Origin of the sequence: Neisseria sp. P0014.S002 (assembly GCF_051958295.1) — a bacterium.
Classification (GTDB): domain Bacteria; phylum Pseudomonadota; class Gammaproteobacteria; order Burkholderiales; family Neisseriaceae; genus Neisseria; species Neisseria flavescens_B.
In genome coordinates, this window is sequence record NZ_JBQCVO010000002.1 from 1 (window position 1) to 23,462 (window position 23,462).

Sequence of the window (23,462 nt, forward strand, 5' to 3'; positions counted from 1 at the left end):
TATTTCGGACTGAGCAAAGTGAGTGCACAAAGCCATCTAAAGGCGATGTGTTTGAACCTTTTGAAAGCCGCCAACAGGCTAAGTGCGCCTGTTGCCGCCTAAAAAGCGGCCGGATGCCTGATTATCAGGTATCCAAGGGGGATTAAGGAGGTATTTGAGTAGAATCAGTGGATATTTGAAACAAAAACAGCCGAAAATCTTTATTTAGGTTTCGGCTGTCGGGGGAAAGACTTTTTTGCAAAGGTCTCAACCTTTCTACACTATCCATACATACAAAAAAACACAAAACAAAGGCCGTCTGAATTGCTCTTTCAGACGGCCTTTTGAGGTTTCTATCTTTATATTTTTAGTCGGCGAACTGTTTTTTCATTCGTTCGCGTCGCTCTTGCGCTTCTACGGATAATGTCGCGGTCGGACGTGCCAGCAGACGTTTGAGGCCGATGGGTTCGCCGGTATCGGCACAGAAACCGTAATTACCTTCGTCGATGCTGCGGATAGTCGCTTGAACTTTATTGAGAAGTTTACGCTCTCGGTCGCGAGTGCGCAGTTCTAAAGCGTATTCTTCTTCTTGAGTAGCCCGGTCGGCAGGATCGGGGGCGGATTCGTGCTCTTGAAGATGGCCGGTAGTGGTGTTTGCATTTTCAATCAGTTCTTCTTGCATTTTAACCAGTAGTTCGCGGAAGAAGGCCAATTGGTCGCTGTTCATGTAGTCCTCTTCAGGACCATCCCAGTTTAAAATATCTTGTTCTGTCAGCTTTGCCATGGTGTCTGCTTTCGGTTTGTTGTTAATGATTTGGATGCTACGGGTTTGCTTTTATTGGGTTTTCTTGAATTTCCGTTTTGGAAATTGGGCGAAATCATATCACGTTTTACCTATTCATTTGTTCTTTATATTTCGATTTGCACTTTTTTGCACTACCTTACACCTAAATGTATTAAAGCGCTTTTTAGGACGTTGTATTTTTGGTCGTTAATGCCTGCTGCGCTTTCAGACAGCCTATTGAAGCAACCATAGGTTGGTTTGCTGGATAAGTTGGGGAAACCATCGGGCCAGCCACAACCATAATAAGAGTGCCAACAAACTGCCTGAAAAATCGTATCGTCCTACGCGCAAGAAGGAAAACGGTTTGAGCAATGGCTGCAGGATTCGTTCGATGGCATAAGTCAACGGCGAATAGCGACCTTGTATGCTGGCCACCATTCTAATAATCAGACCGATAAGTAATGTATAGGCCACGGCTTTCAACATATGGAGTACGGCAAACCAAAAATTTGCCAAAATCAGCTTATTGCTGATGGACAGCGCCGGCGAGATGAAAATAATGGCGGTACAGGCAAGGTAGTACACCAGAAAACCTGCGGGCAGGCAGTACCAATCGGTTTTCTCGCCGAATGGAAATGCTTTTTGCCAAGGTTTGGTCAGCCAGCCTGTTGCCTGTATGCTGAATTTGAGCAGGGGGTGTTCTGCTGCCAATCCTGCGTATCGGAGCAAAAAGCGCGTGATACACAGGATGGCAATAGCGTCTGCCAATAATAAGAGCAAGTCGCCGCGCATGTTCAGACGGCCTTATATTGTTGCGCCATTTCTTGCGAACGTTTGACGCAGGCTTCTACGCCCTGTTCGATAGCTTCGGCAACGTGACGGGCTTTGAAGGTTTCGATGGCTTCGTGTGTCGTGCCGCCTTTGGAAGTCACGTTTTGCTGTAATTGCGCGAATGCTTCGCCGGTTTGTTCGGCCAAAGCCACTGCGCCTTTAAATGTGGCGAGGCTCAGTTCGCGTGCGTCTTGTTCGTTAAAACCTTGTGCCAAAGCCGCATTTTGGAGCGCGCCCAACAGATAGAAAACATAGGCGGGGCCGCTGCCGCTGATGCCGGTAATATTGTGGAGTTGCTCTTCCTCGTTCAGCCAAACGGTCGTGCCCACAGAGCACATGATGCCGTCGGCAGCTGTACGGTCGGCTTCTGAAACGCCTGCATCGGCAAACATACCGGATACGCCCAAACCGATTTTGGCCGGCGTATTGGGCATGATGCGTACGATACGGCGTGTGCCGCCCAAATACTGGCTGAGGGTATCGATGGACAATCCAGCCGCTACGGACAACACCAACGCGCCATTTAAACGGATGTTTTGACAGGCTGCCTGCATGTCTTGCGGTTTGACGGCGAGAATAAGGACATCGTCCGCACTCAATTCGGGCAGGTTTTCAGAAGTGGCTACGCCCAATTCTTGCACCAGTTGCGCTCGTCTTTCGGCGCCGCGTTCGACAATGTGGACACGATAACCGTCTTGTTTGACCAAACCGCCTGCAATGGCAGTCGCCATATTGCCACCGCCGAGAAAATAGATATTCATATATATGTCACTCCTTTGTGATATCGATCAGGCCGTCTGAAACTGCTGTCTGCCCTGTTCAGACGGCCTATTACTTTTATTGAGGATAATGCCGCTTGCCGAAAATCGCACTGCCGATGCGGACATGGGTTGCGCCGCATTCTACCGCGATTGGCATATCTCCGGACATACCCATAGACAAAACATCTGCTTCAACGCCAGCCGCATTCAACTCAGCCAACAGCCGTTGCATGGTATGAAACTGGCTGCGCAACTCATCGTCGCTGCTGTCGGCCTTGGCCACACACATCAATCCGCGCACTTTAATATTCGGTAACTTGGCCACTTCAAGGGCCAGTGCAACCGCCTCATCGGGCGCCACACCGTGTTTCGCCTCTTCCGCGGCAATGTTCACTTCAATGCACACCTGCAACGGCGGCATTTCAGACGGCCTTTGTTCGCTCAAGCGCCGCGCCGTTTTCAGACGGCCTATCGTATGTACCCAATGTGCGCGCTCGGCCACAAATTTGGTTTTATTAGACTGCACATCGCCGATAACGTGCCAAACAATATCCGGCAAATCAGCCAGCGTTTCCGTTTTTTCAAACCATTCCTGAATATAGTTCTCGCCGAAATCGCGCTGACCGGCCGCATACACTTTGCGGATATCGTCTGCCGGAAACGTCTTACTGACCGCTACCAGCTTCACCGCACCCGTAGGCCGTCCGACAGCCTCAGCCGCCTGTTCAAGCGCCCGGCATACGTCCTGATAGTTTTGTTGCAATACCGACATGGTTTTCTCCTTTAACCCGTTCATCACTCGGCATTTTGAAAATTTTACTTGGTCGAACGGATTTATCTATTTAAAATAAAGCGATTTTATTATTCTAAACCAAAATAAGGCCACATTATGCAGATTACCGACTTACTCGCGTTCGGCGTGAAAAACAAAGCCTCCGACCTCCATTTGAGTTCGGGCATTTCCCCCATGATACGCGTACACGGCGACATCCGCCGCATCAACCTGCCCGAGATGAGCTCGGAAGAAGTCGGTACCATGATTACCTCGGTCATGAACGACCACCAGCGCAAGCTCTATCAGCAGGATTTTGAAGTCGATTTCTCATTTGAGCTGCCTAATGTTGCCCGTTTCCGCGTCAACGCCTTTATGACCGAACGCGGCCCGGCCGCCGTATTCCGTACCATTCCGAGCACCGTCCTGACGCTGGAAGAATTGCGTGCGCCGCGCATTTTCCAAAAAATTGCCGAAAATCCGCGCGGTTTGGTCTTGGTAACCGGCCCGACCGGTTCGGGTAAATCCACCACACTGGCGGCGATGGTCAACTACATCAACGAAACCCAACCGGCCCACATTCTGACCATCGAAGACCCGATTGAGTTCGTCCACCAAAGCAAAAAGGCGCTCATCAACCAGCGCGAGCTGCATCAACACACCCACAGCTTCACCAACGCCCTGCGTTCCGCCCTGCGCGAAGACCCAGACGTGATTTTGATCGGTGAGATGCGCGACCCTGAAACCATCTCCCTCGCCCTGACCGCCGCCGAAACCGGCCACTTGGTTTTCGGCACGCTGCACACGACCGGCGCCGCCAAAACCATCGACCGTATTGTCGACGTATTCCCTGCAGGCGAAAAAGAAATCGTGCGCTCTATGTTGTCCGAATCCTTGCGTGCCATCATTTCCCAAACCCTGCTGAAAACCCGCGACGGCAACGGCCGTGTCGCTGCACACGAAATCCTGATTTCCACACCGGCCGTGCGCAACCTCATCCGCGAGAACAAAATCGCCCAAATCAACGCCGCCCTCCAAACCGGTCAGGCCCACGGTATGCAAACCCTCGATCAAGCCCTGCAAACCCTTGTCCGCCAAGGCACCATCAGCCCCGAGCTGGCACGCAGCAAGGCGCAAAACATCGAAAACCTCTCTATTTTCTAAACCATACTCAGGCCGTCTGAACTCCATCATCCCGTTTTCAGACGGCCTTTCAGCCTGACCGAATACCTGTTTTAAAGAGAATCATCATGAGCGACCTCGCCCCTCTGCACGACCTGTTAAGCGAAATGGTGCAAGCCTACTCACAAAAAAACCAAGCACCGCACATCCCCACTCCGGCCGAAATCGGCACGCATCTTCATCCCCTGCTCGACCGCATGTGTGAAGAGGCCGAAAAACGCAACGCATCCGACATCTTCATCAGCGCAGGCTTTCCCCCTGCCATCAAAGTCGGAGGCACCCTCACGCCCATGCCCCACAAAGCGCTGACCGGCGCAGATACCGCCGCCATCGCCGAATCCACCATGAACCCCGACCAGCTCGAAGCCTTCAATCGTGACTGGGAAATTAACTATTCCGTCCAATCGCGCAGCAACACGCGCTACCGCGTCAACGCCTACCACGAGCAAGGCCGCGTCGGCATGGTATTACGCCGCGTCAGCCAAGACATTCCCGAGATGAAGACCCTCGGCTTGCCCGAAAAGCTCCAAGAGCTTGCCCTTGCGCCGCGCGGCCTGCTGATCCTCGCCGGCCCGACCGGTTCGGGTAAATCCACCACCATGGCCTCCATGCTCAACTACCGCAACCAAAAGCTGCCCGGCCATATCGTTACCATCGAAGACCCCATCGAGTTTATCTACAAACCTTGCCGCAGCATCTTCACCCAGCGCGAAATCGGCATCGATACCGACAACTGGAAAATCGCCGTTCAAAGCGCCATGCGTCAAGCACCCGACGTCGTCTGTATCGGCGAAGTCCGCAGTGAAGAAAGCATGGAATACGCCCTCCAACTGGCTCAAACCGGCCATCTGTGCGTTTTCACCATCCATGCCAGCACAGCTTCCCAAACCATCGAGCGCATCATCAACTTCTATCCGGAAGACCGCCGCCAACAGGTTTTGATGGATTTGGCGTTAAACCTCGTCGGCATCATCGGCCAACGCCTCACCATCAAGAAAAACCGCCAACGCACAGCCGTTACCGACCTCCTGCTCAATACTCCGGCCATGCAGGACTTGATTTTCAAAGGCGAATTGCTGGAAATTCGCGACCTGATGGCACGCTCCGGCAGCAACGGCATGCAGACGTTCGACCAAAACCTCTTCAACCTCTACGCACAAGGCCAAATCGAACTCAGCGAAGCCCTGCGCCAAGCAGTATCCGCCAACGATTTGCGCCTGCGCATTCAAATGCACGACGAGGGCAACAATACCGAGCGTCTCTACGACCGCATCAGCGACCTCAACCTGATGACCTAATGGCGCAAGCCAAACAAGGCCGTCTGAACGGATGTGGAAACGAAATCAAGTATTTCCCCGTATCCGTTCAGACGGCCTTATCCTATTTCAAGCATTCTGAAACCGACTGAAAATCCTGTTAAAATCCAATCATTCACCTCATAACGAATAATAAACAACACCAGCATGAAAACTCCGCCGCTCAAACCTCTGATCATTGCCTCCCTGCCCGTCTTCGCCAGCGTGTTCATCGCCGCCACCCTCGTTTGGCACTTCGACACGCCCAAACTGGTTATGCCCTTCGTACTCGGCATTATTGCCGGCGGTTTAGTCGATTTGGACAACCGCCTCACAGGCCGTCTGAAAAACATCGTCATCACCGTTGCCCTGTTCACCCTCTCCTCATTGCTTGCCCAAAGCACCATCGGCACAGGCGTTCCCTTCATCTTGGCCATGACCCTGATGACTTTCGGCTTCACCATCCTCGGCACCGTCGGCCTCAAATACCGCACCTTCGCTTTCGGTGCGCTCGCCGTCGCCACCTACACCACGCTGACCTACACCCCCGAGACCTACTGGCTGACCAACCCCGTCATGATTCTGTTGGGCACTGTCCTATACAGCGTCAACACCCTGATCTTCCAAATCATCCTGCCCCACCGCCCCGTTCAAGAAACCGTCGCCAACGCCTACGACGCACTCAGCAACTACTTCGATGCCAAAGCCGACTTTTTCGATCCCGACGAAGCCGCATGGTTGGGCAACCGCCAAATCGACTTGGCCATGAGCAACACCGGCGTGATTACCGCCTTCAACCAATGCCGCGGCGCACTTTTCTACCGATTGCGCGGCCAACACCGCCATCCGCGTACCGCCAAAATGCTGCGCTACTACCTCTGCGCGCAAGACATACACGAACGCATCAGCTCCGCCCACGTCGATTACAGCGAAATGGCCGAGCAGCTCAAAAACACCGACCTCATCTTCCGCATCCGCCGCCTGCTCGAAATGCAAGGCCAGGCGTGCCGCAATGTTGCCTCCTCCCTGCGCAACAACAAACCCTACGCATACAGCAAACGCCTCGGCCGCGCCATGGAAGGCTGCCGCCAATCCCTCAGCCATTTTGCCGAGACCCATGCCGACAATGCCAACCTCCACAATATCCGCCGCCTGCTCGACAACCTCAGCAGCGTCGATTACCAACTGCGGCAACTGCAAAACGATGCGTCCCTTGCCGAAAACGACAACGCAGACACCCGCATCGCCGCCCTTGAAAACACCAATTTCCGCAATATTGGCGAGACCGTCCTCAGCCAGCTCAATTTCGACTCCGGCGTATTCCGCCATGCCACCCGCCTCTCCATCGTCGTGGCCGCAGCCTGCATCATTGTCGAAATCCTTCATCTCAACCTCGGCTACTGGATTCTGCTGACCGCCCTTTTCGTCTGCCAGCCCAACTACACCGCTACCAAAAGCCGCGTGTACCAACGTATTGCCGGTACGATTCTCGGCGTAATTGTCGGTTCGCTCGTCCCCTACTTCACCCCGTCTGTTGAAACCAAGCTCTGGATTGTCATCGCCAGCACCACCCTATTTTTCATGACCCGAAGCTACAAATACAGCTTCTCCACCTTCTTCATCACCATCCAAGCCCTGACCAGCCTCTCGCTTGCCGGTTTGGACGTGTACCACGCCATGCCCATCCGCATCATCGACACCATCGTCGGTTCCGTTATCGCATGGGCCGCCGCCACCTACCTCTGGCCCGATTGGCGTTACCTGACCCTCAGCCACACTGCCGCCCAAACCATCACTGCCAACGGCCGCTATCTCGACGCCATCCTCGACCAGCTGCAAAACAGCAGCCGCGACGATTTCGACTACCGCCTCACCCGCCGCCAAGCCCACGAAAGCATCGCCGCCCTCAGCAGCACACTGTCCGACATGAGCAGCAACCCAAAAAAATACCAAGACCGCCTGCAAGACGGTTTTACCCTGCTCAAAACCAGCTATGCGCTGACCGGCCACATTTCCGCGCTCGGCGCATACCGCGATCAAGTCCGAATCGACGGCAACGACGGCTTTGCGCCCTATGCCAAGCTGATCCATCACATCGCCGAGTTGCTGACCCAAATGCCCCAAACCGACCCCGAGGCTTTTGAAACGGCCATGACCCAAATCCGTCAGGAATTTGCCGAGCTTGAACAAAACACACAAGCGCAGCAAGACCACATCCTCAAACACCAGCTCGACCTGATCATCCGCCAGCTTACCCCGTGCTATCAGGCATTGCACCGACAAGCCGACGTAGAGGCCGTAGGAAAAGAGCCGGACACTTTCCAGCCTGTTTAGCAACAAGTCTGCCCATCATCGGCATTGAATCCAGCTAAACACTTACTCGAATAAAAACCAAAACAAAAGGCCGTCTGAAACCTGATTTCCAGATTTCAGACGGCCTTTATTCAGCCATCGATATTAAAACCGATTATGCGCCACGTTTTTCCAAAGCAGCAACAGCAGGCAACTCTTTGCCTTCCAAGAACTCAAGGAACGCGCCGCCGCCGGTAGAGATGTAGCTGATTTGATCGGTTACGCCGAATTTGGCAATCGCCGCCAAAGTGTCGCCGCCGCCGGCAATCGAGAACGCATCGCTTTGGGCAATCGCTTCAGCCAATACTTTGGTACCGCCGGCAAATTGGTCAAACTCAAACACGCCGACCGGGCCGTTCCATACGACCGTACCAGCAGCTTTGAGCAAATCGGCCAAAGCAGCGGCGGATTTCGGGCCGATGTCCAAAATCATGTCGTCTTCGGCAACGTCGGCAATGTCTTTCACCACCGCTTCCGCATCGGCGGCAAAGGCTTTAGCGACAACCACATCGGTCGGCAGCGGAACAGAGCCGCCTTTGGCCGCCATTTTCGCCATGATTTTTTTGGATTCCTCTACCAAATCGTGTTCCGCCAAAGATTTGCCGATGGCTTTGCCTTCTGCCAACAGGAAGGTATTGGCAATGCCGCCACCGACGATGAGTTGGTCGACTTTGTCGGCCAAAGATTCGAGGATGGTCAGTTTGGTGGACACTTTGCTGCCGGCAACGATGGCAACCATCGGATGAGCCGGTTGTTTCAGGGCTTTGCCCAAAGCATCAAGTTCGCCCGCCATCAGTACGCCGGCGCAGGCAACCGGTGCGGCTTGGGCAACGGCTTCAGTCGAAGCTTGGGCGCGGTGGGCGGTACCGAATGCGTCGTTGACGAACACGTCGCACAAAGAAGCGTAGGCTTTGCCCAGCTCCAAGTCGTTTTTCTTCTCGCCTTTGTTGATGCGCACGTTTTGCAACATCACAACATCACCGGCGTTCAAAGTCGGTTTGTTTTCACGCCAGTCGTTCAATACTTTCACGTCTTTGCCCAACAGTTTGCCCAAATGCGCGGCAACAGGCGCCACATCGTCTTCAGGATGGAATTCGCCTTCGGTCGGACGGCCGAGGTGGGTCATCACGATCACAGATGCGCCGTTGTCCAAGCAGTATTTGATGGATGCGAGCGAAGCGCGGATACGGGTGTCGTCGCTGATGTTGCCGTCTTTAAACGGTACGTTCATATCGGCGCGGATCAGAACGGTTTTGCCTTGAACATTTTGTTCGGTCAGTTTCAAAAATGCCATGATGATTCCTTTGTGATGGTTGGAAACGGGAATGTTTGGGATTATCCGCGAATGAGGGGCGACGGTAAAGATTGGCAACGGCCGCGCTTGATGTGAATCAGCAGATAAGGCCCAGGCCGTCTGAAACATTCGGCCAATCTTTCAGATTTTCCGCTATACTTTGGCGATTGATTTTCATTTTACGGATTAAACCATGTTACGCCGAATTGCTTTAATGCTTGCCTTCGCGCTGCCTGCCGCCTCATGGGCGCAGACGCTTTCTGAAACCCTGCCCAACGGTCTGAAAATCATCGTCAAAGAAGACCACCGCGCGCCTGTGGCCGTTTCGCAGATTTGGTACAAAATCGGCAGCGTGGATGAAAAACCGGGCAAAAGCGGCCTGAGCCACGCTTTGGAACACATGATGTTTAAAGGCACGAAAGACGTTCCCTCCGGCGAATTCAACCGCCGCGTATCCGAGCTGGGCGGACAAAACAATGCCTACACCAGCCGCAATGAAACGGTGTATTACGAAAACGTCGCCGCCACCAACCTGCCCGAGATTCTGAAGCTCGAGGCAGACCGCATGCACAACCTCAACTTCAGCGACAAAGAATTCCTCAACGAGATGAACGTCATCCGTGAAGAACGCCGCCAGCGCACGGAAGACACGGCCGACGGCAAAATGTGGGAACAAGCCTATCTTGCCGCCTTTACCCAACCGTCCATGCGCGCCTCCGTCATCGGCTACATGAAAGATTTACACACCCTAAAAGCCGACGACCTGCGCGCGTGGTACAAACAATATTACGCGCCCAACAATGCCGTATTGGTCATTGTCGGCGATGTCGATGCCAAACAAACGCTTCAGACGGCCGCCAAACTCTTTGGCGATATTCCCGCCAAAGCCCAGCCGCCGCGCAACAAACTCCATACCGAACCCTATTTGCGCAAGCCTGTTACAGTCAAAGCCACTTCTCCGGTCACACACCAGCCGCTGATTGCCATCAACTTCCGTGTACCGAAACTCCAAAAATTCGATGACGCAATGCCTTTTGCCCTCGATGTCCTCTCCGATATTTTGGCAGGCAACGCGTCCAGCCGTTTTGACAAAAACCTCGTGCGCGGCAAGCAAACCGCATTGAACGCAGGAACGCATTACGACATCATCAGCCGTGAAATGCCGCTGTTCAGCGTAATGGCCATGCCTGCCGAAGGCGTGAAAACCGATACTCTGATTGCCCAGTTGCGCCAAGAAATCAAAGACATTGCCGACAACGGCGTTTCCGAAGAAGAATTGCAGCGCGTCAAAACCCAAGCAGCGGTCAACGAAATCTACGCCAAAGACTCCATGTCTTCCCAAGCCTCCATGATGGGCCGCCTCGAAGCGCGCGGTTTCCAATATACCGACGAACAAGAAATCCACCGCCGCTTACAGGCAGTCAGCGCGCAAGAAGTACAGGCCGCCGCCCGGATGTTGACCGACGAGCGCATGAGTACCGTCATCATCGAGCCGCAAAAACCTGCCGCCGCGCCAAGCAAAAAAGCTGCCAAACGCCGATAAACATCAGGCCGTCTGAAAGCTTATACCCTTTCAGACGGCCTTAACAGAAAGCCACAACATGAAACCCACCCTGCTCGCCCTTGCCCTACTCCTGCCCTTAAGCGTCCAAGCCGCCACCGACATCCAACGCTGGCGCAACCGCGACGGCACCCAAATCCTCCTTGTCGAACGCCACGAAAACCCCATCATCGACCTTGAAGTCAGCTTCAAGGGCGCAGGCAGCGTCGCCAATCCGGACGGCAAAAGCCAAGTTGCCGAATTTACCGCCGCCCTCCTGACCGACGGCACCCAAGAGCTGGACGAAGAAGCCTTCAATGCCGAAGCCGACAACATCGGCGCGCACATCAGCAGCGACAGCAATGCCGAAAGCGCATCCGCAGGCTTCCGCAGCCTCAGCAAAGCCGACATCCGCGACAAAGCCGCCAACTTGCTCAACCACTCGCTGACCCGTCCGCGCTTTGACGAAGCCGTTTTCCGCCGCCGTCAAATCCAATCCATTACCGGCTTGCAACAACAGGAAACCACCCCCGACTACACCGCCACGCGCGAACTGACCAAGCTCATCTACCCGAACCACCCCTACGGCAGCGGCGCAAACGTAACCGTTGACAGCCTCAAAAACGTTAGTCTGGACGACATCCGCGCCTTCCACCGCACCCACTACGGCAAAGACAACGCCATCGTCGCCATCGTCGGCGACCTCAACCGCAAACAGGCAGAGCAACTGGTCGAACGCGTCCTCAAAGACCTGCCGGCCAAAGCCACCGCAACCCATGCCATCCCGCCCGTTCCGAAACAAGCCGCCCAACGCCGCGACATCCCCTTTGCCGGCACGCAGGCACAAGTCCTGCTCGGCACTTCCCTCTTCAAACGCCATGACCCCGACTATTACGCCCTCATTGCCGGCAACTACATCCTCGGCGGCGGCGGTTTCGACAGCCGCCTCATGAAAGTTTTGCGCGACCAACACGGCTACACCTACGGCGTATACAGCAGCCTCGCCCCGGCGACAGAAGAGGGCACGTTTACCATTTCCTACTCCACCCAAAAGAAAAACACCAAAGCCTCACTGGCCGACACCCAAGCCGTCATCGAGCAGTTTATCGCCGAAGGCCCGACCGAAGCCGAGCTGAAACAGGCCAAAGCCAACATCGTCGGCGGCTTCCCCCTGCGCTACGACTCCAACGACAAACTGCTCAACTACCTGAGCCTGATCGGCCTCTACGACCTGCCCAACGACTACTTGGAAGTCTATCCCAAAGCCATCAACAGCCTGACCGTCGAACAAGTCCGCGACGCATGGCAACGCCGCGTCAAATTCAAAGACCTCAACACCGTCGTTGTCGGCGCAGAATAAAACGCTTTAAAACGATAGGTCGTCTGAAAGATTTTTCAGACGGCCTGTTTTCCTAATTATTCAAATCATTTATGTTATCGTGATACAATTACTTGTTTCTTCACTTTTTGATCGTAAAAGGAATATATTTCATGAAAACTTACAAGATATTCAAAAATCCGACAGGTCAATATGAAGCTGTCAAACAAGGTTGGTCTTGGCCTGCATTTCTCTTTGGTGGCATCTGGGCATGCGTGAAAAAAATATGGGGTTTGGGTATCGGAATCTTTGTTGTATTTATAATTTTGAATTTAATCGCCGGTGAAAATCAAACCATGGGAAGCCTCATCAGCGCACTTGGCTTCGGTGTAGGTATTGTACTTGGCTTACAAGGCAACAAACTGCGTGAAGGAAATCTGAGAAAACGTGGCTATCAAGAAGCGCCTAAAGTCATTCAGGCCAGTAATCCTGAAGCTGCTGTTGCACAATACATTTCTGAATACGAAAAATAAATCGGATTCTTAAAATAAAAAGGCCGTCTGAAACCTTGAAACAGGTTTCAGACGGCCTTTTTTAACCGGTTTATTGCTTATTCAACCGTTACCGATTTAGCCAAGTTGCGCGGTTTGTCCACGTCTGTGCCACGGGCAAGCGCGGCGTGGTAAGACAGGAGTTGCACAGGGATGGTGTGCACAATCGGCGAGAGTACGCCGACGTGGCGTGGGGCGCGGATAACGTGCACGCCTTCGGTGGCGTTGAAGTTGCTGTCGAGGTCGGCGAAGACAAAGAGTTCGCCGCCGCGTGCGCCGACTTCCTGCATATTGGCTTTTACTTTGTCCAACAGGCTGTCGTTCGGAGCAATCACGACAACTGGCATGTTCTCGTCCACCAATGCCAACGGGCCGTGTTTCAACTCACCCGCAGGATACGCTTCGGCGTGGATATAGGTAATCTCTTTCAGCTTCAATGCGCCTTCAAGGGCGATTGGGAAGTGGATGCCGCGACCCAAGAAGAGCGCGCTGGTTTTCTTGGCAAATTTTTGCGCCCAAGCGGCGATTTGCGGCTCAAGGTTGAGAACGTGTTGGATGCTGCCCGGCAGTTGGCGCAATTCTTCGACGTATTCACGCGATTGTTCGTCGGAAACCAGACCGCGTTGTTTGCCCAAGGTAACGGCCAAGCCGAACAGGACAACCAGTTGGGTCGTGAACGCTTTGGTAGAGGCAACGCCGATTTCTGCGCCGGCGCGTGTGTACAGTACCAATTCACTTTCGCGCGGCAGGGCGGATTCCATAACATTACAGATAGACAGGCTGTGTTTGTGTCCCAAGGATTGCGCGTATTTCAGGGCTTCCATGGTGTCTAGGGTTTCACCGGATTGGGAAATGGTGATGACCAATTGTTTCGGATCGGCAATCACGTCGCGGTAGCGGTATTCGCTGGCGATTTCCACGTCGGTCGGCACTTTGGCGATGGATTCGAGCCAGTATTTGGCGGTCAACGCGGCATAGTAGGACGTACCGCAGGCAAGGATTTTGATGCTGTGGATATCGTCGAACACTTCGCGTGCACTCGCGCCGAAGTTTTCAGGTTCAAAACCGCCGTCCAAGAAGACTTCGGCAGTATCGGCAATGGCGCGGGGCTGTTCGTGGATTTCTTTTTGCATGAAATGGCTGTATGGGCCCAACTCTAAAGAAGCCAAAGACAACTCGGACACTTTAATCGCGCGTTCGGTTTGCGCACCGGTTTTGTCGAGCAGTTTTTCGATACCGTTTGCATTCAGCAGGGCGATGTCGCCATCTTCCAAGTAAGCGATGCGGCGGGTAAAGGCGATCACGGCAGATACGTCGGAAGCGATAAAGGTTTCTTGGTCGCCCAAGGCCACCAACAGCGGGCAGCCCATGCGCGCAACAACCATTTGTTCAGGGTTGTCTTGTGCGATAACGGCAATGGCGTATGCGCCGTGGAAACGGGCAGTCGCAGCTTGGACGGCTTCAAACAGTTTGCCGCCGTTTTGCGTGTATTCGTGGTTGACGCTGTGGGCGATGACTTCGGTATCGGTTTGTGATTCGAAGGTGTAACCCAACGCTTGCAGGCGTTCGCGTTCGGCTTCAAAGTTTTCGATGATGCCGTTGTGGACAACCGCGATCATGCCGCCGGAAATGTGGGGGTGGGCGTTAGGCTCGGTTACACCGCCGTGGGTTGCCCAACGAGTGTGACCAATGCCGATATGGCCGAACACGCCTTTTTCGCGTGCCGCATCTTCCATCAGCTGCACACGGCCGACACGGCGGACGCGTTTGATTTTGCCGTCCATGTTGACGGCGATACCCGACGAATCGTAGCCTCGATATTCAAGGCGTTTGAGACCGTCGGTCAGAAAATCGACTACATTGTGATTGGCGCGAATAGCACCTACGATACCGCACATATAAGTTCCTTAGTATCAAAAGTTTGAGAAAATGACTGCTGCTCCGGCTCCCGAAAGCGGCAGTCGGAAAACGCCGTTTTATATTCATTGAAACGGCAAATCTGGATTTCAGACGGCCTGTTGTTTCTCAAGGCCGTCTGAAAGTAAATAAAAGACCGGCCTTACTTCTTATCGCCTTTTTCCGGACGCACCCAGCCTTCGATGACGGTTTGGCGAGAACGGGCGAGAACAAGTTTGCCGTCTTCGCAGTTGCGGGTAATCGCGCTGCCCGCGCCTGTCGTCACTTTGTTGCCGAGGGTGACAGGGGCAACCAGTACGCAGTTTGAACCGATGCGTACTTCGTCGCCGATGACGGTTTTGTGTTTGTTCACGCCGTCGTAGTTGGCAATAATCGTGCCGGCGCCGAAGTTGGTTTTGCTGCCGATCTCGGCATCACCGATGTAGGTGAGGTGGTTGGCTTTGGTGCCGTTGCCGATGGTGGCGTTTTTGACTTCGACGAAGTTACCGATGTGTACGTCATCGGCCAGTTTGGCTTGCGGACGCAAACGGGCGTATGGGCCGATTTGGTTGTTTTCGCCGACTTCGCAACCTTCAAAATGGGAGAATGGGGCGATTTTGGTGTTGGTACCGATTTTGGCGTTTTTGATCACGCAGTTGGCACCGATTTCGACGTTGTCGCCGAGTTCGACTTCGCCTTCGATTACGACATTGACGTCAATCACGACATCTTGTCCGTGTTTCAGACGGCCTCGTAAATCAAAACGTGCCGGATCACGCAGGGTTACGCCTGCTTTGAGCAATTCTTGCGCCTGTTCGGTTTGGAAAATACGCTCGAGTTCGGCCAGTTGGAGTTTGTTGTTCACGCCGGCGGCCAGATGGGAGGCGCGGACTTGGACGGGATGAACTTTGATGTCGTCGGCAACGGCTTTGGCGATGAGGTCGGTCAGATAGTATTCGCCTTGTGCATTGTTGCTGGAAAGGCTGTTCAACCAAGCTTCGAGTTTGGCATTAGGCAGAACCAAAATGCCGGTATTGATTTCTTTCACGGCTTTTTGGGCGGCATCGGCGTCTTTTTCTTCGACAATAGCAGTTACGCTGCCGTTGCTGTCGCGGATGATGCGGCCCAAACCTGTCGGGTCATTGGGCACGTCGGTCAACAGGCCGACTTCGTCGCCTGCGGCTTCGAGCAGGGTTTCGAGGGTGGCTGCGTCAATCAGGGGGACGTCGCCGTACAACACCAGCGTGCGGCCTTCGGCAGACAGGTGCGGCAGGGCGGTTTTGACGGCGTGGCCGGTACCGAGCTGTTCGGTTTGTTCAACCCAAACAACATCGCGTTTGACGGTGTCCAAGACTTGCTCTTTGCCGTGGCCGATGACGACGCAGATGTTTTGGGGATTCAGGGAGGCGGCGGTGTCGATAACACGCTCAACCATGGGAAGGCCGCCGATGCGGTGCAGCACTTTGGGCATTTTGGAGTACATGCGCGTGCCTTTGCCGGCGGCGAGGATGACGATATTTAAAGCTGTCTGAGCCATGATACGGTTTCCGTTGTCGTTGTTTGAGGCCGTCTGAAAAATGTGGCAACAAGTGTTGATTGTTTTTCACTCCGTTTCAGACGGCCTTGGGGATATTGTTATTCGGTTGCTGGCTGTTGGTTGGCAAATTGCGGTTTTTGCCAGTGCTGGCCGCGTTCGCCGTGTTCGGCATGATCCGCTTGATTGGATTGGACGGCGCGGCGCTCGGGACGGAACTGGTTGTAATTCATGTTTTTAGAATAAGTACCGTCCTGATAAACGATAGGTGTGCCGGTAGCATATTTTTGGCGTACGGCGGTACGGCCGGATTCGTTGGTGTAGGTTTCCCAAGAGCAACCGGCCAAAACGGCGGCGGCGGTCAGAATTAAAGCGAGTTTACGCATGATGTTGTCCTTGTTTTTAAATGTCGGCAATACCGTGTATTGTACTTGTTTTTTCAAAACTTCACGGCAGTTTTGTGCAAAATTCAAGCAAACCCTGCATATCTTTCGCTATGCCGTCGGCAAATGGCAACGGATGGGCGTTTTTGCCATACCAAACGGTCTTCATGCCCAAGGCTTTGGCTTGGTGCAGATTGTCGGCGCTGTCGTCCACCATAATGCACTGTTCGGGTTTGACGCCCAACAGGCGGCAGACGTTGAGATAGGCTTGCGGATTGGGTTTGTAGAGCAGGCCGAAGTCGTCCGTGCCGAACAAGCCGTCAAAATGCGCTTCCAAGCCCAACGCTTCAACCAATGCGCGGACATAAAACGAAGGCCCGTTGGAAAACACGGCTTTTCGCCCTTTCAGACGGCCTAAAACGTCATCAGTTCCATCCATACCCTCCACCTTTGCCAAAATTTGCTTAAGCGGGTGACTTTCACGCAAAAATTCATCGATATCGACTTCGGGATGGTGGATTTGCAAACCGGCAAGCGTCGCGCCGTATCGGTGCCAATAATCTTGGCGCAGTTGGGAGGCGGCCTCTTCGGAAAGCTTCAGACGGCCTGCCATGTATTCGGTCATGGCGCGGTTGATGATGTAGAAAATGCCGGCTTCGGCATTGTGCAAAGTATTGTCGAGGTCAAACAGCCAAACGGGGGAATGATTCATATCGTGCCTTGATATGCAGATTTTGTTATGATATTTCGTATTTTACCCGTACAAAGGAAAGAGAATGAAACTGAAATTGTCCGCCCTCGCCCTGTTGCTGGCTTCGGCAAACCTGTACGCCCAAACCGAAGTGCGTTTGGCCGTACACAAATCCTTCAGCCTGCCCCCATCCGTCATCGCACAATTTGAAAAAGCCAACGATGCCAAAGTGTCCGTCATCAAGGCAGGCAGCGGCAACGAAATGCTCAACAAGCTGATTTTGAGCAAGGCCAACCCGATTGCCGATGCAGTTTACGGTTTGGACAACGCCAACATCGGCAAAGCCAAAGCCGCCGGCATCCTCGCCGCCAGCCAACCCAAATCCGCACCCGTAACCGCCTCCCTGCCCGATGCGCTGGCTGTCGATTACGCCTATGTCGCCATCAACTACGACAAAAAATGGTTTGAACAGAAAAAACTGCCCCTGCCGCAAACCCTGCAAGATTTGACCAAACCGGAATATAAAAACCTTCTGGTAACCCCGTCTCCCGCCACATCCTCGCCCGGCCTCTCCTTCCTCTTGGCCAACATCGGCGGCATGGGTGAAGAAGGCGCGTTCAAATGGTGGGCGCAAATGCGCCAAAACGGCGTGAAAGTCGCCAAAGGCTGGAGCGAAGCCTACTACACCGACTTCACCCAAAACGGCGGCGCCTATCCCCTCGTGGTCAGCTATGCCACCAGTCCGGCGGCCGAAGTCCACTACTCCAAAGGCAAATACAGCACTCCGCCCACCGGCAACCTCTTCCTCAAAGGCGGCACATTCCGCCAAGTTGAAGGCGCGGCCGTTTTGAAAGGCGCAAAACAACCCGAACTGGCGGCCAAACTGGTGAGCTGGCTGCAAAGCGGCGAAGTGCAACAAGCCCTGCCTGCCGAAATGTGGGTCTATCCGGCTGCCAAAAACACGCCGCTGCCCAAAGTATTCGAGTTTGCCCAAACCCCGAAACACAGCGATTCCCCCAACCGCGCCGACATCAACACCAAACAAAAACAATGGGTGAGCCGTTGGAGCAAAACCGTTTTACGTTAAGCTGAAAAAGATTTAAGAAAGATTAAAGGCCGTCTGAAAAAACAAATCATTAGTTTTTCAGACGGCCTTGTTTTACAATGACCTTTTAAACAACTTCACACGCATACACAATTATGAATTTCGATCTTCAATCCCTCTCCCCCTTCTCCGGTTGGGAACAACTCGCCCAAACCGGCATGTCTTTCGGCATGAACCTGCTGGCCGCCTTAGCCATCTTCTTTATCGGCCGCTGGGTCACCACGCGCGTGGTGACACTGATGAAAACCGCACTGACGCGCGCCAAAGTCGATAAAACGCTGGTCAGCTTCCTCGGCAACGTCGCCAACATCGGCCTGCTGATCCTCATCATCATCGCCGCACTGGGTAAACTCGGTATTCCGACCACTTCCGTGACCGCCTTGATCGGTGGCGCAGGCTTGGCCGTGGCTTTGTCTTTGAAAGACCAACTGTCCAACTTCGCCGCCGGCGTGCTGATTATCCTGTTCCGCCCATTTAAAGTCGGCGACTTTATCCGCGTCAACGGTTTTGAAGGTATCGTCCGAGAAATCAAAATGGTGCAGACCTCTTTGAGCACGCCGGACAACGAAGAAGTCGTCCTACCCAACAGCGTGGTCATGACCAACAGCATCACCAACCGCTCCTCCCTGCCCCTGTGCCGCGCCCAAGTCGTTGTCGGCGTCGATTACGCCTGCGACTTGAAAGCCGCCAAAGCCGCCGTATTGAGAGCGGCAACCGACCATCCATTGTGTGTTCAAACCGAAGAACGACCTGCCGTCGTATACATTACCAACCTTGGCGACAGCGCCATCGAAATCACCCTTTGGGCGTGGACGCAAGAAGAAAATCTCGGCCCATTCCGATTCGCCCTGAACGAGCAGATCGTCGAAAATCTGCGCGAAGCCAACATCAACATCCCATTCCCACAATGTGATGTCCACCTCATTCAGCCGAAAGACTGATTTCAGCTTTCAGGCCGTCTGAAACCCGGCGGGTCAAACGCCCGCCCCATTCCACCCTTTTCCATAAGGAGCCGCCATGTCCCATCTGCAAACCATCGCCGAACACCTGACCAGCCGCCGTCAAACCGTTACCTGCGCCGAGTCCTGCACCGGCGGCCTGCTTGCCGGTGCGCTGACCTCCCTCTCCGGCAGCTCGCAATGGTTTCATCAGAGCTTCGTCACATACAGCAACCAAGCCAAACAAGACCGCCTCGGCGTCATGCCCGACACCTTGCTGAACCACGGCGCGGTCAGCCGCGAGACCGTCTATGAAATGGCACGTGGCGCAAAAGCCGTGGCGCAGGCAGATTACGCCTTGAGTATTTCCGGCATCGCCGGCCCTAGCGGCGGCAGCGCGGCCAAACCGGTCGGCACAGTCTGGTTCGGCCTGGCCACGCCCGAAGGTTCGTTTGAGCAAACCGTGCTTTTCACAGGCAACCGCGAAGCAGTAAGGACACAAGCCGTCGAATACGCATTGGCTTTCTTAGCGGAACATTTGGTTTGATAGAAAAAACACAGGCCGTCTGAAATCTGGAAATCAGGTTTCAGACGGCCTTTTTATCTATTCAAACCATCAGCGGATTTATACGCCCAAAAGCTCTTTGCCGAGGAAGCTGCCTTTTTCGACACCCGGCAAGACGAAGAAATAGCCGCCGCCAAATGGGCTGATGTATTCCTCCAGCGGCTCGCCGTTGAGCAGGTTTTGCACGAAGATGAAGCCGTCGGCAAGGTTGGCCTGATAGCAGATGAACACCAAGCCGACATCGAGTTGGCCGTTGGCGGCGAGGCCGCGCGAGTAGTTGAAGGCGCGGCGGTAGAGCAGGTGTTTTTTCATGAACTCAGGATCGCGCGGATTGGCAAGGCGCATATGGCTGTCTTTGGGCGTGATTTTGCCGTCGGGGTCTTTGGCAAAATCGGCGGTGTCGCCCTCTTTTTTACCGTCCATGGGTGCGCCGCTGTATTTGCGCCGACCGAAAATATCGGTTTGTTCCTGCATCGGGGTGCGGTCCCAAAATTCGACAAAGTGGCGGATGAGGCGGACGGCCTGATAGCTGCCGTTTTTCGTCCATGCCGGTTCGTCCAAGCTGTTGGCGGCAACGCCTGTCCACAGGACTTGATCGGCGACTTTGGGATCTTCGACTTTGGGATTGCCGGAGCCGTCGCGGAAACCTAAAAGGTTGCGCGCAGCAATGGCGCCGGGTTCGGCTTTAGGCAGCCAACCGTCTATGCTCCAACGGATGACGGCAAACTGGGCGGTGTTTTTGATGATGTCGCGCAGGGCGGCTTGGCAGGTTTCGGGGGAGAATGCGCAAATTTGCAGGCTGAGGTCGCCGTCGCACCAAGATTTTTGGAGTTTGTCGTTGGGGAAGTCGCGCATTTCCTGCAGGTGTTTCGGCTTTTTGTCTTTGAGGCCGAAGCGGTCGTCAAAGAGGCTGCTGCCGACGCCGACGGTAACTGTCAGTCCGTCGGGGCGGAATTGTTTGCCGAGGATGCCGCTGCCCGCAGGCGGGAGCTTGTCGTCGCCGTCTTGGTATTCGCCGCCTTGGGTGAGGAATTCGATGCGGGCGGTCAGGGCGCGGAACAGGTTTTCAAGTTGTTTGGCGTCTTTGGCGGTAACGTCAAAGGCACACATGATGCCGAAGAGCTGGTGTGGCGTAACGATGCCTGCCTGATGCTCGCCGTAACACGGATAGGCCAGCTCGGAATGTTGGTTGTTTTGGGTCTCGGCGGCGGCTTCGCCTTGTTTTTTACCGGCAAAATAACCGGCAACGCCGATGGCGCCGGCGGCAAGGGCAGTTTTGAAAAGGGTTCGTTTTTCGGGTTGTGCCGGTTGTTTGTTTTGGCTCATGGTCTGCTCCTTGGCAGGGAACGGAAAGATTGCAATCGTGTGAAGTAAGGTTGGTTTTCAAGCATATTTTGTGTGGACAACAATAAGATTCAGACGGCCTTTCAATATCCAAAGGCCGTCTGAAAACGCGTTATCTTATTTCAAACCCAAAATGCCGCGCAGTTTGGCCAAGTCTTCTGCCAAGGCATTAATCGGCGCCTGCAGGGCTTTGCGGTCTTCTTCGCTCAGTTTGTCATACAGCTCGAAACCGTTCGGGGTTTTGTATTTCGCCAAAATGTCTTCAACCTGTTTGAAGTTGGCATCGGTTTTTTCCAACAACGCTTTGTCTTTGGCTTCGATCAGCGGACGGAACAAATCAACGATTTTTTTGGAGCCTTCCACATTGGCTTGGAAGTCGCTCAAGTCGGTATGGCTGTAACGGTCTTCTTCGCCGCTGATTTTACTGCCGGCCACTTCTTCAATCAGTTCGGACGCGCCGCCGACCACTTTGCCCGGTGGGAAGGAAAGGGCGTCGATTTCTTTTTGCAGGGATTCAACGTCTTTAAAGAGTTTGTCGGCGGTTTCTTTCACGCCAGATACATCTTTTTTCACCCACAAAGCGTGTTCGATGCGGTGGAAACCGGTAAAGGCCGCGTCGTTTGCGCCGTCTTTGAAGTCGTCTTCACGCGCATCGATGACGGGGTCGAGTTCGCTGAAAAGCTCGGCAATCGGTTCGATACGTTCGTAATGGACGCGGGTGGCGGCAAACAGGGATTTGGCCTTTTCAATGTCGCCGGCTTTAACGGCTTCGGTAAAGGTTTTGGTTTTCGCCACCAGCTCTTTAACCTCGCCTTGAACGTAAGCTTTATAGTCGGCGAGCGGTTGCGCCAGTTTTTCCAAATCGGCTTCGTTGGCAGTATCTTTGAAGCCGCTGTCGGTAACAATCAGCTTACCGCGCGGATTGGTCAACAGGCCGCAAGTCATTTCATATTCGCCCGGCAGCAGGGTAACGGTCATTTTGTCGGATAAACCCGGGGCAATGTTTTCACGCTCGTCCACCACCATCACGCCTTTGAGGATTTCCCATTCCAGCTTGCGGCCGCTGTCGTTTTTAATATTGAACACAACTTGGCCACTGGGGACGGTCAATTCCATTGGTTCACAAGCAGTATCGTTCACGCCGATATTGACCGAACCGTCGGCATTGGCGGCAGCGGATGCGCCTGAAGCGGCAGGCGCGGCTTTCTCGGCTTCAGGCGGCTGACACGCGGTCAAACCCAGAGCCAACATTACGGACAAAGCAGTCAGATTGAATTTTTTCACTTTCATTCCTTTTTATTTAGTTAACGTTTTTGCTGGCGCACTGCCGCGCAAAAACCAAATCATGACGGGAACCAGATACAGCAGCCAAATCAGGACTTCGCCTTCGGTCGGGTGGTCGGTATAACCGAAGAAACCGCCGAGCAGCACGCCTAAAGGGCTGTCTTCATGCAAATATTTCGATGTGTCGAAAGCAATATCCTGCATCACATTCCATACGCCGGCCTCATGCAGCGCGCGAAACGAACCGGCCAGCAGACCGGCCGCCACTACAATCAAAAACGCGCCCGTCCAACGGAAAAATTTCGCCAAGTTCAGGCGCATACCGCCCTGATAAATCAGCGTACCGATGACAACCGCCACCAACAGCCCTAATACCGCGCCTATCGGCATAGACCACGTCGGGCTTTGCTGGAACACGGCCAGCAGGAAAAACACGCTCTCTAAACCTTCGCGCGCCACAGCCAAAAACGCCATGCCGACTAAGGCCCACCCCTGGCCGCTGCCGCGGTTCAAGGCCGACTGAACAGAATCCTGAAGATGTTGTTTCATCGAACGTGCAGCCTTTTTCATCCACAAAATCATGTACGTCAGCATGGCCACGGCCACCAGGCCGATGACGCCGACCACCAATTCCTGTTCTTTTTGCGGAATCTCGCCAGTAGCGGAATGAATGCCGTAACCAATACCCAAACACATGACCGAAGCCAAAAACACGCCCAGCCAAACCTTCGGCATCAGCTCGCTGTGTCCCGACTGTTTCAAAAAACTGGCAACAATGCCGACAATCAGGGCGGCTTCGATGCCCTCGCGCAGCATAATCAATAAAGCAATCAGCATAAAAAACTCTAAAGTGAAACGTTTATTTGTTAACGCATTTATAACGCTTTATGCGTTAATAACGCAAATTATTTTCATTTTCTAATAACCCTATATTTATTAAGATTTTTAAAAGAAAATAACGAACGTAATCAATAAAAACTAAAAGGCCGTCTGAATTTTGTTTTTTTTCAGACGGCCTTAAAAACCTTAACTATTTGTAAAAAAACAATAAAAAAGTTTCATC

Annotated in this window: 21 protein-coding genes and 1 pseudogene; 10 read left to right on the top strand and 12 right to left on the bottom strand. The window is 53.6% G+C overall.

Translation table 11 applies throughout. The annotated features are described in order from the left end of the window. A pseudogene (locus tag ACTHSX_RS02250) lies at window positions 1-102 on the top strand (IS5/IS1182 family transposase); the annotation flags it as partial. A 244-nt stretch (window positions 103-346) separates the two neighbouring features. Here ACTHSX_RS02250 and dksA read toward each other — a convergent pair. From dksA to ACTHSX_RS02270, 4 genes are all read right to left on the bottom strand, one after another. Beyond that, window positions 347-763 carry an RNA polymerase-binding protein DksA gene (gene dksA / locus ACTHSX_RS02255; protein WP_049350731.1) on the bottom strand — a complete coding sequence of 139 codons (417 nt, stop codon included), beginning with the start codon at window positions 761-763 and terminating at the stop codon, window positions 347-349. A gap of 234 nt (window positions 764-997) precedes the next feature. After that, entirely contained in the window at window positions 998-1,555 is a 558-nt protein-coding gene (locus ACTHSX_RS02260) for a YggT family protein (RefSeq protein WP_440376692.1), read from the bottom strand. Between the two features lie 2 nt (window positions 1,556-1,557). Further along, complete coding sequence (gene proC / locus ACTHSX_RS02265; RefSeq protein ID WP_440376693.1) at window positions 1,558-2,355, bottom strand: pyrroline-5-carboxylate reductase; 798 nt, start codon at window positions 2,353-2,355, stop codon at window positions 1,558-1,560. 76 nt (window positions 2,356-2,431) lie between these two features. Then, complete coding sequence (locus tag ACTHSX_RS02270) at window positions 2,432-3,127, bottom strand: YggS family pyridoxal phosphate-dependent enzyme (protein ID WP_440376694.1); 696 nt, start codon at window positions 3,125-3,127, stop codon at window positions 2,432-2,434. A gap of 117 nt (window positions 3,128-3,244) precedes the next feature. On the opposite strand from ACTHSX_RS02270, the gene ACTHSX_RS02275 reads away from it, so the two are divergent. The 3 genes from ACTHSX_RS02275 (at window position 3,245) to yccS (ending at window position 7,938) form a co-directional block, all read left to right on the top strand. Next, a complete protein-coding gene (locus ACTHSX_RS02275; protein WP_070606632.1) occupies window positions 3,245-4,291 on the top strand; it encodes a type IV pilus twitching motility protein PilT in 1,047 nt (348 codons plus the stop codon). Window positions 4,292-4,377: 86 nt separating this feature from the next. Then, window positions 4,378-5,607: a PilT/PilU family type 4a pilus ATPase gene (locus ACTHSX_RS02280; protein ID WP_039861910.1), complete on the top strand. Its 1,230-nt coding sequence runs from the start codon at window positions 4,378-4,380 to the stop codon at window positions 5,605-5,607. A gap of 165 nt (window positions 5,608-5,772) precedes the next feature. Beyond that, the gene (gene yccS, locus ACTHSX_RS02285; protein ID WP_440376695.1) at window positions 5,773-7,938 is read left to right on the top strand and encodes a YccS family putative transporter; all 2,166 of its coding nucleotides are present in this window, start codon (window positions 5,773-5,775) and stop codon (window positions 7,936-7,938) included. Window positions 7,939-8,071: 133 nt separating this feature from the next. Here yccS and ACTHSX_RS02290 read toward each other — a convergent pair whose 3' ends face one another. Next, window positions 8,072-9,250, bottom strand: coding sequence for a phosphoglycerate kinase (locus ACTHSX_RS02290; protein WP_004519232.1), 1,179 nt, complete (start codon window positions 9,248-9,250; stop codon window positions 8,072-8,074). 193 nt (window positions 9,251-9,443) lie between these two features. Between ACTHSX_RS02290 and ACTHSX_RS02295 the strand changes: the two genes are divergently transcribed. The 3 genes from ACTHSX_RS02295 to ACTHSX_RS02305 all read left to right on the top strand — a co-directional run bounded on the left by ACTHSX_RS02295 (window position 9,444) and on the right by ACTHSX_RS02305 (window position 12,641). After that, window positions 9,444-10,793, top strand: coding sequence for a M16 family metallopeptidase (locus ACTHSX_RS02295; RefSeq protein WP_440376696.1), 1,350 nt, complete (start codon window positions 9,444-9,446; stop codon window positions 10,791-10,793). A 58-nt stretch (window positions 10,794-10,851) separates the two neighbouring features. Then, window positions 10,852-12,150 (top strand): M16 family metallopeptidase, encoded by a 1,299-nt coding sequence (locus ACTHSX_RS02300; protein ID WP_440376697.1) that lies wholly within the window; start codon window positions 10,852-10,854, stop codon window positions 12,148-12,150. A 131-nt stretch (window positions 12,151-12,281) separates the two neighbouring features. After that, on the top strand, window positions 12,282-12,641 hold the full coding sequence (locus ACTHSX_RS02305) for a DUF2628 domain-containing protein (protein ID WP_314590543.1): 360 nt from the start codon (window positions 12,282-12,284) through the stop codon (window positions 12,639-12,641). A 77-nt stretch (window positions 12,642-12,718) separates the two neighbouring features. On the opposite strand, the gene glmS is transcribed toward ACTHSX_RS02305, so the two are convergent. The 4 genes from glmS to ACTHSX_RS02325 form a co-directional block, all read right to left on the bottom strand. After that, window positions 12,719-14,557, bottom strand: a complete 1,839-nt coding sequence (gene glmS / locus ACTHSX_RS02310; protein WP_440376698.1) for a glutamine--fructose-6-phosphate transaminase (isomerizing) — start codon at window positions 14,555-14,557, stop codon at window positions 12,719-12,721. A gap of 161 nt (window positions 14,558-14,718) precedes the next feature. Next, on the bottom strand, window positions 14,719-16,092 hold the full coding sequence (gene glmU, locus ACTHSX_RS02315; RefSeq protein ID WP_440376699.1) for a bifunctional UDP-N-acetylglucosamine diphosphorylase/glucosamine-1-phosphate N-acetyltransferase GlmU: 1,374 nt from the start codon (window positions 16,090-16,092) through the stop codon (window positions 14,719-14,721). Window positions 16,093-16,190: 98 nt separating this feature from the next. Continuing rightward, entirely contained in the window at window positions 16,191-16,475 is a 285-nt protein-coding gene (locus ACTHSX_RS02320) for a membrane lipoprotein lipid attachment site-containing protein (protein WP_003686634.1), read from the bottom strand. A 61-nt stretch (window positions 16,476-16,536) separates the two neighbouring features. After that, window positions 16,537-17,184 carry a pyrimidine 5'-nucleotidase gene (locus ACTHSX_RS02325; RefSeq protein ID WP_440376700.1) on the bottom strand — a complete coding sequence of 216 codons (648 nt, stop codon included), beginning with the start codon at window positions 17,182-17,184 and terminating at the stop codon, window positions 16,537-16,539. Between the two features lie 64 nt (window positions 17,185-17,248). Here ACTHSX_RS02325 and ACTHSX_RS02330 point away from each other — a divergent pair, with 64 nt between their 5' ends. The 3 genes from ACTHSX_RS02330 to ACTHSX_RS02340 all read left to right on the top strand — a co-directional run bounded on the left by ACTHSX_RS02330 (window position 17,249) and on the right by ACTHSX_RS02340 (window position 19,753). Next, on the top strand, window positions 17,249-18,250 hold the full coding sequence (locus ACTHSX_RS02330; protein WP_440376701.1) for a thiamine ABC transporter substrate-binding protein: 1,002 nt from the start codon (window positions 17,249-17,251) through the stop codon (window positions 18,248-18,250). 113 nt (window positions 18,251-18,363) lie between these two features. Beyond that, window positions 18,364-19,209, top strand: a complete 846-nt coding sequence (locus tag ACTHSX_RS02335; protein WP_188208997.1) for a mechanosensitive ion channel family protein — start codon at window positions 18,364-18,366, stop codon at window positions 19,207-19,209. A 76-nt stretch (window positions 19,210-19,285) separates the two neighbouring features. After that, a complete protein-coding gene (locus ACTHSX_RS02340) occupies window positions 19,286-19,753 on the top strand; it encodes a CinA family protein (RefSeq protein ID WP_440376702.1) in 468 nt (155 codons plus the stop codon). Between the two features lie 78 nt (window positions 19,754-19,831). On the opposite strand, the gene efeB is transcribed toward ACTHSX_RS02340, so the two are convergent. The 3 genes from efeB to efeU all read right to left on the bottom strand — a co-directional run bounded on the left by efeB (window position 19,832) and on the right by efeU (window position 23,236). Beyond that, on the bottom strand, window positions 19,832-21,097 hold the full coding sequence (efeB, locus tag ACTHSX_RS02345; RefSeq protein ID WP_063068633.1) for an iron uptake transporter deferrochelatase/peroxidase subunit: 1,266 nt from the start codon (window positions 21,095-21,097) through the stop codon (window positions 19,832-19,834). 135 nt (window positions 21,098-21,232) lie between these two features. Next, window positions 21,233-22,399: an iron uptake system protein EfeO gene (gene efeO, locus ACTHSX_RS02350; RefSeq protein ID WP_049322978.1), complete on the bottom strand. Its 1,167-nt coding sequence runs from the start codon at window positions 22,397-22,399 to the stop codon at window positions 21,233-21,235. A gap of 12 nt (window positions 22,400-22,411) precedes the next feature. Next, window positions 22,412-23,236, bottom strand: a complete 825-nt coding sequence (efeU, locus tag ACTHSX_RS02355) for an iron uptake transporter permease EfeU (protein ID WP_049322979.1) — start codon at window positions 23,234-23,236, stop codon at window positions 22,412-22,414. Window positions 23,237-23,462: the final 226 nt, after the last annotated feature.

Excerpts from the sequence above, each read along its gene's own strand:
- dksA (WP_049350731.1), bottom strand. The coding sequence starts at position 763 with ATGGCAAAGCTGACAGAACAAGATATTTTAAACTGGGATGGTCCTGAA.
- ACTHSX_RS02260 (WP_440376692.1), bottom strand. The coding sequence starts at position 1,555 with ATGCGCGGCGACTTGCTCTTATTATTGGCAGACGCTATTGCCATCCTG.
- proC (WP_440376693.1), bottom strand. The coding sequence starts at position 2,355 with ATGAATATCTATTTTCTCGGCGGTGGCAATATGGCGACTGCCATTGCA.
- ACTHSX_RS02270 (WP_440376694.1), bottom strand. The coding sequence starts at position 3,127 with ATGTCGGTATTGCAACAAAACTATCAGGACGTATGCCGGGCGCTTGAA.
- ACTHSX_RS02275 (WP_070606632.1), top strand. The coding sequence starts at position 3,245 with ATGCAGATTACCGACTTACTCGCGTTCGGCGTGAAAAACAAAGCCTCC.
- ACTHSX_RS02280 (WP_039861910.1), top strand. The coding sequence starts at position 4,378 with ATGAGCGACCTCGCCCCTCTGCACGACCTGTTAAGCGAAATGGTGCAA.
- yccS (WP_440376695.1), top strand. The coding sequence starts at position 5,773 with ATGAAAACTCCGCCGCTCAAACCTCTGATCATTGCCTCCCTGCCCGTC.
- ACTHSX_RS02290 (WP_004519232.1), bottom strand. The coding sequence starts at position 9,250 with ATGGCATTTTTGAAACTGACCGAACAAAATGTTCAAGGCAAAACCGTT.
- ACTHSX_RS02295 (WP_440376696.1), top strand. The coding sequence starts at position 9,444 with ATGTTACGCCGAATTGCTTTAATGCTTGCCTTCGCGCTGCCTGCCGCC.
- ACTHSX_RS02300 (WP_440376697.1), top strand. The coding sequence starts at position 10,852 with ATGAAACCCACCCTGCTCGCCCTTGCCCTACTCCTGCCCTTAAGCGTC.
- ACTHSX_RS02305 (WP_314590543.1), top strand. The coding sequence starts at position 12,282 with ATGAAAACTTACAAGATATTCAAAAATCCGACAGGTCAATATGAAGCT.
- glmS (WP_440376698.1), bottom strand. The coding sequence starts at position 14,557 with ATGTGCGGTATCGTAGGTGCTATTCGCGCCAATCACAATGTAGTCGAT.
- glmU (WP_440376699.1), bottom strand. The coding sequence starts at position 16,092 with ATGGCTCAGACAGCTTTAAATATCGTCATCCTCGCCGCCGGCAAAGGC.
- ACTHSX_RS02320 (WP_003686634.1), bottom strand. The coding sequence starts at position 16,475 with ATGCGTAAACTCGCTTTAATTCTGACCGCCGCCGCCGTTTTGGCCGGT.
- ACTHSX_RS02325 (WP_440376700.1), bottom strand. The coding sequence starts at position 17,184 with ATGAATCATTCCCCCGTTTGGCTGTTTGACCTCGACAATACTTTGCAC.
- ACTHSX_RS02330 (WP_440376701.1), top strand. The coding sequence starts at position 17,249 with ATGAAACTGAAATTGTCCGCCCTCGCCCTGTTGCTGGCTTCGGCAAAC.
- ACTHSX_RS02335 (WP_188208997.1), top strand. The coding sequence starts at position 18,364 with ATGAATTTCGATCTTCAATCCCTCTCCCCCTTCTCCGGTTGGGAACAA.
- ACTHSX_RS02340 (WP_440376702.1), top strand. The coding sequence starts at position 19,286 with ATGTCCCATCTGCAAACCATCGCCGAACACCTGACCAGCCGCCGTCAA.
- efeB (WP_063068633.1), bottom strand. The coding sequence starts at position 21,097 with ATGAGCCAAAACAAACAACCGGCACAACCCGAAAAACGAACCCTTTTC.
- efeU (WP_049322979.1), bottom strand. The coding sequence starts at position 23,236 with ATGCTGATTGCTTTATTGATTATGCTGCGCGAGGGCATCGAAGCCGCC.